The following is a 12188-nucleotide window of genomic DNA, read 5'->3' on the forward strand; positions in this document are numbered from 1 at the left end:
ATTGCCAATCGGCTATGGTTGTTAGGCTCGGGTGAAATTTTCCCGCTTCCCACTGAAGTGCACGCAGCTGCCAATCTGCGCGCGAAACGCTGTGTAGTTGTGTCAGCAGGCGCCTGATGTTTATGCCCAGGCCCTTTGAGTAGGGTGCTGCAACGCGCATGAACTGCTTCGCCTTCGCTCTATCTTATTGGGGAGCATGACGATAGAGGCATCTGAGCATGTTCATCACGACCATAGCGAGTTGCTCGGCATCAATGCGCGGCCGATCAACTGAAGCTTCGTGTTCATAGCGCACCACGCGCTCCGTGGACACGAGATCCATCAATATGGACACGCTGGCCCTGACCAACAGTCTGGTCACAGTGCTTGAGAGATGTGCGCGTTGTATGTGGCGCGAGCCTGCGGCATGCGGCACTTGTGCAATTCAAGGGGTACTGCAAGTGCATCCCCAGCGAATGCAGTTTTCACGCAAATGCGGAGCGAAACAAAGTCATGGACCATACGTCCTTCAAATTTTGCGCCAGCAGCGCAAGGAATATCGCGACGATATATCCAGTGCCCCAGCACCGTTTGGATATGATCCAAAAAATGACGTGTCCATTAATGAAGTCGGATGGTCATCACTCGCGAAAGCGATTTCATAAATAGGGAGAAACCAATGTCTACAGACGGTTGCTGGGTACAGTTTTACGACGGTGAGGATCAGAAAGGCGGAACGAAGCGTTTCGACGGCCCGGTTGAGGTGCCGGACCTGAATGACTACACGTTCTCTACCGGCGAAAAAGGCGGCGACGAAACCGATTCGCTCGTTCTCGGCTCACGGGCTTGGATCCAGGTGTTCAAGGATGACGATTACGGCGGCAAGACGGCCTATTTTTATCCCAACCAGAAAATCGACGACCTGGACGCATTCGGGGTGGGCGGCAGTATCGACAGCTTCAAGCTCTACGACTACCAGCCCGCGTCCTTTCCCGAGCCGACCACGGTGAACTGGGCCGTGGAGGACAGCAACGGCTTGGTGTCAGCCTCCACCATCAACAACTTCTTCCGCACGGCCCTCGGCTCGGCATTGATGCTGGTTCCCACCGTGGGAGTGGCGCTCAAGACCATGTTGTACGGCCTGTGGCCCGATCCCCGGACCAATCAGGAGCAAGCCTGGGCCAGCTTCCAGAATTACATCAGTCAGGTGGTAGGCACGGTTTACCAGCAGATCATCGCTACCAGCCTCAGCAAAAAGCTCGAAGGTCTCTACGCGGTGACGCGGGATTATGCGGAGTCGACGTCCGCCACGCGTAAGACCGCATTCGGCGCCCTGCTGTCTAACTTGAAGATCCAAGAGCCGTATTTCATTGACCTGAAATCGTCGCAAAACACGCTGAGCTTCTTTCTGCCATTCGGCTCCCTCATGCTGCTCACCCTTCGAGAAGAGATCCTGTTCTACGAAGACATCTACGGTGAGCCGCCGACCCCCGAAACGCGTGCGACGCTGGTGACCCGATTGCAGGAAAAGATCGAGGCATACCAAGCGTCCGTCGCCCGGGCGCGTGCCGACCTACTTGCACAGCGGGCGGCGATGATCCTGCTGCAGGACAACAGTTCGATCACCGTTGATAGGTGGACGCCGATTGACACCTATAGCGGGTGGCGTGGCGTGGAGGAATTCAGCGGTGGAGCCAAGAGCCGCGCTCAGTACGCGGCCGACCAGCATTCGGAGGCGATGACGAACGCACTGGCTTGGCAGATCGACCAGAACATCGCCCAGACCCAGCTCTGGAGTTGGGCCAATCCCGACAATCCGACACCCATTCGGCCGCCCGAAGTGGTGTTCCTCGACGGGCCGCGAGGCAAGTACCAGAACAGCACTGGGTTTAGCGCGGTGGCGGGCGCGGGCTCTCGCATTACACGGGTTCGCGTCCTGGCCGGCGACCTGATCGATGCGCTGGAGGTGTTCATAGATGGCGCATCCACGGGCGTGCAGGGACGCAACGGCGATACGGACGCCACGCCTTTCGAGGTCACTCTGTCCACTGGCCAGACCATCACCAGTGCGGAAGGCCGTTCTTCCGGGCTGATCAACGCGCTGGGTTTCACGGCTGACAATGGTCAGAGCTTTCTCGCCGGAAGCGCCGATGGCACCAGTGGCGGGTTTTTTGAGTCCCATGCGCCTGAAGGAACGGCTGACGGCCGGCTGGTGGGACTGTCGGGCTACAGCCTCAACGGCAGCACCTCGTCATGCAATCTAAAGGTGCTGACGTTCCACTGGTACTGCACGTTGCCTTTACCAGCACAACCAGTCCAGTCGGATTGACGAAACGGGGCAGGGCCGTTGAGTGCAGGCCCGAGCGAAACCGTAGCCGCGCATGCCCTACCGGGCGATGGACACCTCGCTCGCCTGGTTGAGCCCTGCCACCTATGGTGGACGCGTGAAGAAATGAAAGAAAACTCCTCGCCGGGCGGGCGAGGAGCGAGGCGGGTGTCATCGCCAGACGGGTGCGATCACGGCACGCGCTGCACGCGGATGCGGCGCCAGCTGCCGTCGTCGATCAGCCCCTCCAAAACCCGGCCAAGGTCGTCGAAGAACACGTCCTCGATGCGGTCAATGCATTTGCCACCGCGGTGCAGTTCGATCACGTACTGATCCGCGCCGCGGTCGTACAGCACGCGGACGTCGCCCGCGAACTTGCCCGTGGAGACGGTGAAGCCGATGGCCGGCGGCGTCTGGATGATGTTGGCGGGCGTCGGATCCACCCAGGTGAAATCCCGCGCACCCGCATCGACCAGCATGTGCGTGATGCGACGAAAACCGTCGGGTGCCGGCAACTGCTCCAGCTGTTCGATCAGCGCGGCCAGTTCGGGACAGCGGGGCTTCGGGATGGGCAGCTTGGCAGGCGCGGAGCCCAACACCGTGGTGTGTACCGAATAGGTGAGACCGTCGACCGTCCGTTCGACCTGCTTTTCGGGCGTGTCCGCCCGAAGGCCATCGAAGCGGCGCCTGGCATAGGGCTCCACGTGCACCTTGGCGCCTTCATCTGGCACTTCGGTCACCAGCGCCCGGTCGAGCACCGCGAACTCGGCTCGGCCCGTCTTGATGACGATCGCTTCGTCGGTCCTGGCAATGACCTTGCCGTCGAAGGGCTTCGGATCGACGGGAATGCCCAGGATCGAGACCTTGGGTTCGCCGTCGAAGACCTGGAACTTGAAGCGGTGGACGTTGGAGGGCACGTGGCCGCAGACCAGTGTCGGCATCTGTGCGCGGAGGGCTTGGGTATCCATGGAAGACTCCTTGAGAAATCCAAGGGACTTCCGCCCGCAAGGGAGGAAGATCCCTTGTGGGTTGGCGTGGAAGGACGCACGACGCGTCCGAAGAGGGATGACCTGTGCGGCGAACCGCACCGCAGCCTGGATAGGTCATGGCTGCTGGGGAAATGCCGCTGGCGAATCGGAGGCGCGGCCTTTCGGGATCACGGCTCCCCGTCAGTGCAAAGGCCTTCGATCAGATGCCAGACGACACGGCGTTGCAGTTGCCTGCGATGGGCGGCATTGCGGATGCCGGCCAGCAGTCGGTCCGTTTCGCGCGCGATGACGGTGGCGCCCTGGTCGAAGTCGCCGCTGGATAAAGCCTCCCGGATCAGGGGGCCCAGTTGCAGGGCATGGCCGGAGGCGCTGTGGGCCTCGAATTCGCGGCTCAGGTAGTGGCCTGCGCCCCAGAACTCGAACAGAAGCGGCTTGTCGCAGTGCCAGCAGCCCTCGAAGCGGATCTCGCGCAGGTGGTGCCCGTCATCGAAGCACGTGGCGAGCAGGAACAGCACATGGAGATCGGCGGCATCCTCGAACCGGTCCCGCCCGATCAGGGACATCAACGCCACGTTGCCGTCTGCGCCGAAGTGCTGGGCAAGCACCTGCAGCACTTCGCCGACCGGCGGGGTGGCCGCGACGGAGGGTGTGAAGCCCAAGGGCTTGGCCAGTTCGACCAGTTCCTCGCGGAGGTCGTCCCAGCTCGGAGGGGCGTTGCCAACGAGGGCGATGTAGGCCTCGCCATTGCCGGGGTAGTCGGCATCCAGTTGGAATCCGCCGAACAGTGCGCGGATGACCGGGGTCACCCGCTCGAGAACGAGGACGCCAGTGGCCTCGTAGTGGTTGTCTGCCATGGGTTGGCTCCTGGTGTGGGACGCGGAGCCGGCCCTTGCGGACATGGCATCCGCAGGGAAACGACCGGCGCTGTCAGGCGTCGGTCAGGAGGTGAAGGGGGCACTCGGAAAGAAGAGGGCCATGGCCCCAGACGGAACACATGGCGCTCGTGGGGGCAGCGGAAAACAGTGCGGCAGCAGCCCGGGCAGGCCTACCAGCCGCTGTAGTTCAGCACCAGATCGGCGATGACCTGGCGCCGCTGCAGATCGAGGCCGCCCAGGTCGGCGAGGCCCTCGAAGCCGCAGCGGCGCAGCATGGCTGCGCCTTCGCGGGCGTTGTAGAAGCTGACCATGGCCGACAGGAACATGCGCTGGCCGCTGCTCAGCACGCCGAGGGCGTCGCCAAGCCGCAGCAGGTTCGGGCGCAGGTCCCACTTGCTGCGGGCGCGCTGCAGGCCTTCGGGCGTGCCGTCGCCGAACCACTCGGGTCCAGCGATTTCCACGCCGCGCCTCCAGGCTTGGAAAAACGCATCGGGTGCCGCGGTGAAATGCCGTTCCTCACGTTCGATCTGTTCGACGACTTCCGGTGGGAGAAGCGGGTGCATGAGAGCTCCTTCGATGGATCACGGGGTGGGCAATTGGGACCAGCCACCGCGCTCCAGCGCCTGCTGGGCGGCGGCTTCGCTGCGGAAGTACTCGTTGGACTCGCGCGAGACGGGACCTTCTGCGTCGCGCGTGCCGATGTAGTGGCCGGCGGCGCTGTGCAAGACCTGCAGCGGCAGGTACTTGCCGGCGTATGCGAGGGCGAGGCAGCCGAAACGCGTCGGCTGGGACGGGGTATCAGCGCTGGTTGGCTGGGACAGGTGGGGCAGGTGGGACATGGGCGAACTCCTGGAAGAAGCGAGATCGAGCAATCCCTGACGGGATGGCAGCTCCCGCAGGCGGTGGATGAATCGGCATCGGCGTCATCAGGACGCGTGTCCGCGGACTCGATGCGATGGCGGACGGGCGGATCGCGCGGTAGGAACTCCGCGGCAGCCTCGGGGATCCTGGCTGCTGGCATGGTGCTGACGGCGTCAGCGACACATGCAGCCAGCTTCGCGCGCGCGCCTGGCCGCGTCGGCCGGAAATCGGAATCCCGCGCCGTCCGGATTGCCGAGGCAAAAAAAAGCCCCGCATCGGAATGCGGGGCCATGGGGAAGGGGATGGAACGGAGGTTGAGAAATCAGGCCAGTTGCAGGCGTGCAATGCGGGGATGCTCGCGGTGTTCTGCCTGCCACAGGTCGTAGGCCGCCTGTTCGGCCAGGTATTGCCGGGCACTGCCCAGGCCCGCCAGTTCGAGCCGGTGGGCGAGGTCGGCGCTGATGGCCGCCCGGCCGTTCAGCACCGTGGACAGTTGCCCGCGGGAGTAGCCGATGTGCCGCGCCAGGCCCGACACCGACAGCTGGGCCGCGGGGAGCACGTCCTCGCGCAACGCTTCACCCGGGTGGGGAGGATTGTGCATAGCCATGGAGGCCTCCTGCTCAGTGATAGTCGAGGTAATCGACCAGCTCCACGTCGGAGCCGTCGAAGCGGAAAGTGACGCGCCAGTTGCCGGACACGCTGACCGACCAGTGGCCGGCCAGCTTCCCCTTCAAGGGATGCAGCCGGTTGCCGGGACGGTCCATGTCGGCCGGGACCTGGGCCACGTCCAGGGAAGCCAGCAGGCGCCGCAGGCGGGCGACATGGTCGGCGCGAACGCCGGCCGTGTCGCCACGCTGGTGCAGTGCCCGCAGTCCCTTGTGCCGGATGGACCGGATCACGGTTGTTGAAGTGTAAGGTGATGCCTTACACCCTGCAAGGGTTGCTGGTGGAGGGGCATGGGAGGTTCTCGTGTGAAGTGGACGTGCGCGCGACCGCTTTCGGGTTCGCGCCGATCGCTTGGGAGCACGGGACGCTTTGGAGGGGATGGCGGTGCGGGCGAGGGGCCGGCACCGCGGCGGATGGGGTCATGCGGTCACCGCTTGGAGCTTTCCGGCCGCATCGAAGACCAGTCGGACCGTGGCGCCCGCCAGCTTCGGCTGCGCGCTGTAGCGCAGCACGTCGGGCAGCAGGGCATCGACGACGCGATCCGGCGCAGACGAGCAACCCACCGCGATGAAGGTGCGCAGGGTCTTTGCGTCTTCATCCTCGCGGTCCTCCTCGTAGCGATCCTCGAAGACGTAATCGCTGACCAGCCGGGTCGCATCCGATGCCTGTGCCGTGAGGTAGAGCGTGCCGTCCTTGCGGATGGCTGGCACGGCGTAGCCCGATTCGCCTTCCAGACGGACCTGCAGCGTGTCGACGAGCGCCAGTTCGACTTCGCCGTCGGCCAGCCAGGGGCTGGCATCCCGATGCAGGACTGCATCCGCATCGACTCGGACCTGCTCCGGGCGGATGGCTCGGACCAGTGAATGGACCCAGTGCCCGTTGTCCAGGCCGGATGCTTCCAGCAGGAACGCCTGGGCCGCTTCCAGATAGACCTCGGCCGTGAGCCCGTCGCATTGGTCGGCATCGATCTGCCAGACGCCCAGTTCCTGCAGCACCGTGCGAGAGACGACGCCCTCGGCTTCGCGGCGCTCCCAGTAATGACGAAACCCTGCGGGCTCTTGTTGCCAGTCCCGAAACCACCCGCGGGGCACGAACGACAGGTCGTTGAGCAGGTCGGCATTGGACGACTGCAGGCACACATGGGCGTAGTGCTCGACGAACTCGCTTTCCGCCAGTGCGGCCTTCTTGTCCATCAGTGCCTGGCGATAGGCCTGGTCGACCGCCGCCTGGATGCGTCGGCAATCCTGGGTCTCGTTCAGCAGATGCTGCCGGTCCGGCAGCTTGGCGAGCGTGTCGTCGGGCAGCAGCACGACTTGGTGAAGGCTGTGGTTCGCCCCGGTCTCGATGGGCAGGCCTTGCAGGAAGCATCGCCACTGCGTTCGGGCACCGGTGAGATCGATCAAGATTTTTCCCATGGACGTCTGCCGCCAATCCAGCGACGCAGACGCGAGCGGGCGGGGGATTTCGGTGCCGTTGAGCCACACCGGCACCGGGAAGGCTTCGCACAGGCGTTTGAGCTCCCATGCCACCCAGTCGTGAAGCCGGTCGCTGGGGTGCGGCGGCTGGATGCCGTCGAGGCGAATCACGGTGCCTTGCAGATAGGCGTTCGTTGGCACGATGGCGATCGGCGCCCCCGCGAGGATGTCCGCTGTTCGCGCGTTGAACATGCCGTCGCGCGAATGCACGCTCAGGTGCTCGGCGAAGTACAGCGTGGAGAGCGCCCCCATTCCGAATGCGTTCTCGTTGGATTTCAGTGGCTCTTCCCAGCCGGATTCGGCGATGAAGATCAGCGATTGCAGGTCGGCAATGCCGCTGCCGTTGTCGTGGATGGTCAGGCTGCTCTGATCGACGGTGATCCGGATCTCGCTGGCTCGCGCGCGGCGGGCGTTCTGCAGGAGCTCGCCGAGCATCGAGCGTTGATTGAAGGCGTGGCGCAGGTTGGCGATCAACCGGTGCTGGTTGGTTTGAAGGCGGATGGTGTGCATGGAGGACTCCTTGGAATGAGGGGTGCGGATCGCGCACGAAGGCGCACGCCAAGGCGTCGGCGCGAGGCCGCGTCGGTGGGGCGTTTGCCGTTGGAGAAAGGGGCGGAAGTGCCCGATGGAGGGAGAGCATCGACATCCGGGAGGGGTGCGCGTCCGCGGCACGATGCGAAGCGGACGAGGGTGGTCGTCGCGGAAGGTTCCGCGTCGCAGCCTGGACGACCGGGGCTGCTGGCAGTGGCTGATGGCTTCAGCGCATGCGGTAACCAGCATCGCCTGGCCGGCGCCCGCAGGCGTGCGTCAATCCGCAGCGTCCGGTGTCCCGTTGTCCAGGCACCGTTTCAGGCGAGAGCCCAGCCACGCCACGCAGGGCACGGCCATCGAATTGCCGATGGCCTTGTAGCGCGGAGCGTCGGCCGCCGGCTTGCCCCGGTAGGGCACCTGCGTGTAGTCGTCGGGCATGCCCTGCAGGCGCTCGCATTCCTTGGGCATCAGCCGGCGCACCCGCCAGTGCAGGCCATGCAAGCCGGCGGTTGGTGCCTCGCAGAGGAAGTGCGCTTCATAGCCGGGTACCGGCGCGCGGCCAAGGCCATCGCCTTTGCCTTTGCCTTTGCCTTTGCCTTTGCCTTCGCTGGTGTGCAGCGAAAGCGGTGCTGGATCGCCTGCGGGGGCGCCGTCCCGGCCGCGCAGGGCCATGCTCAACACCATAGGGCGACCTTGGCCGGGCTTGCCGCCGCCGGTGGACAGCGTGCCAGCGATCTGCCCGTGGCCGGACTCCCAGCGCAGTTCGCCGCGGGAGTTTTGCGCGAAGGCGATCGCCGGTACCACGCCGGCATTGGCGTGGCTTGCGCAATGCCCTCCGGCGCGGAGCGTCGGCGACAGTCCCAGTGCTGCATCGGCACCGCATCCTTGTGCCGTGAAGGCGATGATTGGGACACCCTTGCCGGTGCCATCCTCGCCGCACCCCTTGCCGCCGTTGGCCGTGTCCAGCGTGTGGCTGATGCGTCCGGCCACCGACTGCACGAGAACCGTCTCGGTGCACAGGTCGTGCCGGGGGCCGGCGGCCATGAGGCAGGCCGCGACATTGGCGGGCCCCTGGCCGTTGCCGAAGCCGAGCGACACGGTGACTCGGCCGTAGGGCGATTTCAGCCCTGTCGTGCCGCCTGCGCGCGCAGTGCGTGGTCCAGCAGCGCCGGCAGCGTCTTGCCACGGTGCGCAGCCCGGCGAAGGATCCCCGCGCAGGCCTTCGCGCTCAAATAGTATTTCGGCGGGATCGATGTGGTCTCCACCACTTGCCACAAGAAACACACGGCGGCGGCGCTGGGCGACGCCGAAATATTGGGCGTCGAGCACGCGCCAGGCGATGCGCCTGCGCGGTCCAGACACACAACCTGCGTTCGTCCATCGGGGCCCTGGCGGTTCGAGCGCACGGTCTTCGCCGGCCAGTGCGCCCAGCAGGCAGCCAAAGGCATTGCCGCGGTCGCTGAGGACGCCCGGGACGTTTTCCCAGACAAGCGTGGCCGGCGGGCGGCGGGCACGGGTGCGGACTTGGTCGATGGCATTGGCGATCTCCACGTAGGCCAGGGTGAGGGCGCCGCGGGGGTCGGCGAGCCCCTGGCGGGCGCCGGCGACGCTGAAGGACTGGCAGGGCGTGCCGCCCACCAGGATGTCGGGCGCGGCAATGGCGCGGGCGCGGATGCGATGCGCCAGTTGTGTCATGTCGCCGAGGTTCGGCACGCGGGGGTGGCGGTGGGCGAGCACCGCGCTGGCAAACGGATCGGTCTCGGCAAACCATGCCGGCACCAGGCCGAGCGGTTCCCAGGCGAGGCTGATCGCCTCGATGCCGCTGCACACGCTGCCGTACGCCAATGCGGTGGTGGTTGGGGGGTGGGGGTTCATGGGAGTCTCCTGTTCGTGTTGGGGGGAAGTCAGGAGAAAGACGCCGGAGACCGTGGGTCTCCGGCTCGCGAGGAAGCGACCACCCGTTGAGCTGGCGCAGCACGCGATCGTCGTGGAACCGTCCGCTGTCGCAGCCTCTACCCGGCCCGTGTCGTGGCTGGGGCCGACAATCCCTGGCACGCATCCGCGCACAAAGGGCACCTGTTGTTTCGCCGGTAGGCGCCGGCATGGACTGCCGTCGACCCAGCGGGTCTCCGGGCGGCTCGCATTGCAAGGCGCCGGGGGACCCGCCGGAACAACGGGAACACGCGATGAGGTCGTCCCGCGGGCGCGGGCTGGGCAGGAAGGCGCCTTCACGCCGGCCGGTGCGCGAACGCCGGTGCCGACGGGCACACGTTGCAGAAGGCTTAAAGCGTGCTGGGTGCCTCGCGGGGCGCGAGGACAACGCATCGGCGCGGAGGGCGATGCGATCGGGTGGAAGGGCCTGTCGGGAGGCTAGTGGGAGCGCCGGCGCGGGGTGCGTTCTGTGCCGGCTTTGCCGCTGCTGGCGCGGCGGGTCTTGGCAGGGCTGATGGGGAGTGTGCCCTTGCAGTCGGGATAGCGCGAGCAAGACCAGAAAGCGCCGGTCTTGCCGCTGCGCTGGCGCGTGGCCGCGCCACACAGCGGGCAGTGGGGACCCTGGGGAATGCGGATGTCCAGCGTTGTGCCGCGGTATTGCTGCACCAACTGCGCGACCCAGGCGGACTGCTTTTCGACGAACGTGTCCAGGCCCATCTGGCCTGCTTCAATCATGTCCAGCGCCTGCTCCCAGATCGCGGTCGTGCCCGGGTCGGCGATCGCCGCCGGCACCGCATCGATGAGCGTCATGGCGGTGTCGGAGGCGCGGACCGCGCGTCCTTTCTTGAGCAGGTAACCGCGGCCGAGCAGGCCGCTGATGATGTTGGCGCGCGTCGCTTCGGTGCCGATGCCGGTCGTTTCCTTGAGCTTTTGCTTCAGTCGCGGGTCCGTGACCAGCTTGGCGACGGTCTTCATCGCCTTGACCAGTTCGCCTTGCGTGTAGGGCCTGGGGGGCAGGGTCTTGAGCGATTTCAGATCGAGGGCCTCGACCCGGCACGCCGAGCCTTCGCGCAGCACCGGCAAGACCTGTTCGCGCGGCCCCGCGCCATCCGTCTCGGCGTCGGCATCCTCCGGCAGGGAGGGCGGTGCCGCGAAAGCGAGATGCCAGCCCGGCACGACGATCTGTTTGCCGATCGCCTGCAGTGCCTGGTCGCCGCTGGTGAACTGCGCAGTGGTGCGATCAAATTCGTGGTGGGGAAGGAACTGGGCGAGATAGTGCGCGCGGATCAGCCGGTAGACGGCGAGCTCCTTCTCATCCATGGCGGACAGGTCGGCCGGCTCCAACGTGGGAATGATGCCGGGATGCGCCGTGATCTTGGCGTCGTTCCATGCGCGCGAGCGCTGGGTGGGGTCGAGCTGGGCGATGAGCGGGCGCAGGCTGGGATCGGTCTTGACCAGGCTGTCGAGAACCAGGGGCACCTCGGCGAGCATGCTGTCGGACAGGTAGCCCGAGTCGGTGCGCGGGTACGTCGTGGCCTTGTGCGTTTCGTAGAGCGCTTGCGCGATGTCGAGGGTTTCCTGCACGTCCAGTCCGAGGCGCCGGGAGCAAACTTCCTGCAGCGTGCTCAAATCGAATGGCAGCGGCGGTCCCTCCTGCACGCGCTCGGTGTCGATGCCGACCACCTGGGCCGCTCCCGTGGCGCGGATGCGGTCGGCCGCATGCCGCGCCACTGCGGGCTGCAGGCACCGGCCGGCGTCGTCGGTGCACCCCGCCGGCGGCGTCCAGCGCGCCATGAACGTCTTTCCGCTCGCGGAGAGCGAGACCTCGATGGACCAGAACGGCACGGGCACGAATGCGGCAATCGCCCGATCGCGGTCGACCACCAGCTTGAGCGTGGGGGTCTGCACACGCCCGACGGACAGCACGCCGTCGTAGCCGGCCTGCCGGCCGAGCAGGGTGAACAGGCGACTGAGGTTCATGCCGATCAACCAATCGGCACGGGAGCGCGCGAGCGCGCAGTGGTAGAGCGGCAGCGTCTCGTGCGAGGCCTTCAGCGCACCCAGCGCCTTGCGGATCGATGCATCGTTGAGCGCCGACAGCCACAGCCGCTGGATCGGGCCGCGGTAGCCGCAGTAGTCGATCAGCTCGCGGGCGATCATCTCGCCCTCGCGGTCCGCATCGGTGGCGATCACCAGTTCGGTGGCCTGTGCCAACAGTTGCCGGACGACTTTGAATTGCACGGCGGTCTGGGTCTTGACGACCCACTGCCAGTGCTGGGGAAGGATGGGCAGCGTCTCCAGCGCCCAGCGCCGGTACTGCTCGCCGTAGACCTCCGGGGGCGCCGCCTCGATCAGGTGGCCGATGCCCCAGGTGACCTTGATGCCCGGGCCGCCGTAGCAGCCCGCCTCGCGCTGGTGTGCGCCCAGGACCTTGGCGATGTCTTTGCCTTGGGACGGCTTCTCGCACAGAACCACGCGCATGGTGCCTCCCGAAAGTGCGTGACGGTCATCGAATGGCCATCAGCATTCCGGGCTTGCGTGCGCGGCACAGCCA

The 12188-nt window shown here is 65.9% G+C and carries 11 protein-coding genes; 2 read left to right on the forward strand and 9 right to left on the reverse strand.

Features of this window, described 5'->3' with window-relative positions; translation table 11 throughout:
- Positions 1–326: 326 nt before the first annotated feature.
- Positions 327–644, forward strand: coding sequence for a hypothetical protein (locus tag AC27IO_RS00380; protein ID WP_498736631.1), 318 nt, complete (start codon positions 327–329; stop codon positions 642–644).
- A gap of 14 nt (positions 645–658) precedes the next feature.
- Positions 659–2308: a jacalin family lectin gene (locus AC27IO_RS00385; protein ID WP_498736633.1), complete on the forward strand. Its 1650-nt coding sequence runs from the start codon at positions 659–661 to the stop codon at positions 2306–2308.
- A 188-nt stretch (positions 2309–2496) separates the two neighbouring features.
- Here the strand turns inward: AC27IO_RS00385 and AC27IO_RS00390 are convergent, their stop codons facing one another.
- The 9 genes from AC27IO_RS00390 to AC27IO_RS00430 all read right to left on the reverse strand — a co-directional run bounded on the left by AC27IO_RS00390 (position 2497) and on the right by AC27IO_RS00430 (position 12115).
- Entirely contained in the window at positions 2497–3273 is a 777-nt protein-coding gene (locus AC27IO_RS00390; RefSeq protein WP_498736635.1) for a GTPase, read from the reverse strand.
- A 188-nt stretch (positions 3274–3461) separates the two neighbouring features.
- The gene (locus tag AC27IO_RS00395; protein ID WP_487087287.1) at positions 3462–4148 is read right to left on the reverse strand and encodes a hypothetical protein; all 687 of its coding nucleotides are present in this window, start codon (positions 4146–4148) and stop codon (positions 3462–3464) included.
- Between the two features lie 191 nt (positions 4149–4339).
- The gene (locus AC27IO_RS00400; protein WP_498736638.1) at positions 4340–4732 is read right to left on the reverse strand and encodes a hypothetical protein; all 393 of its coding nucleotides are present in this window, start codon (positions 4730–4732) and stop codon (positions 4340–4342) included.
- Positions 4733–4750: 18 nt separating this feature from the next.
- Positions 4751–5008 carry a hypothetical protein gene (locus tag AC27IO_RS00405; protein ID WP_498736640.1) on the reverse strand — a complete coding sequence of 86 codons (258 nt, stop codon included), beginning with the start codon at positions 5006–5008 and terminating at the stop codon, positions 4751–4753.
- 344 nt (positions 5009–5352) lie between these two features.
- A complete protein-coding gene (locus AC27IO_RS00410; protein WP_228316134.1) occupies positions 5353–5637 on the reverse strand; it encodes a HigA family addiction module antitoxin in 285 nt (94 codons plus the stop codon).
- A 13-nt stretch (positions 5638–5650) separates the two neighbouring features.
- The gene (locus AC27IO_RS00415) at positions 5651–5929 is read right to left on the reverse strand and encodes a type II toxin-antitoxin system RelE/ParE family toxin (RefSeq protein WP_228316135.1); all 279 of its coding nucleotides are present in this window, start codon (positions 5927–5929) and stop codon (positions 5651–5653) included.
- Positions 5930–6115: 186 nt separating this feature from the next.
- Positions 6116–7681, reverse strand: coding sequence for an ATP-binding protein (locus AC27IO_RS00420; protein WP_498736643.1), 1566 nt, complete (start codon positions 7679–7681; stop codon positions 6116–6118).
- A gap of 297 nt (positions 7682–7978) precedes the next feature.
- Positions 7979–9577 carry a DNA cytosine methyltransferase gene (locus AC27IO_RS00425; RefSeq protein ID WP_498736677.1) on the reverse strand — a complete coding sequence of 533 codons (1599 nt, stop codon included), beginning with the start codon at positions 9575–9577 and terminating at the stop codon, positions 7979–7981.
- A 495-nt stretch (positions 9578–10072) separates the two neighbouring features.
- On the reverse strand, positions 10073–12115 hold the full coding sequence (locus tag AC27IO_RS00430; RefSeq protein ID WP_498736645.1) for a DNA topoisomerase III: 2043 nt from the start codon (positions 12113–12115) through the stop codon (positions 10073–10075).
- Positions 12116–12188 lie beyond the last annotated feature (73 nt).

Source organism: Acidovorax sp. KNOB132, assembly GCF_057541515.1.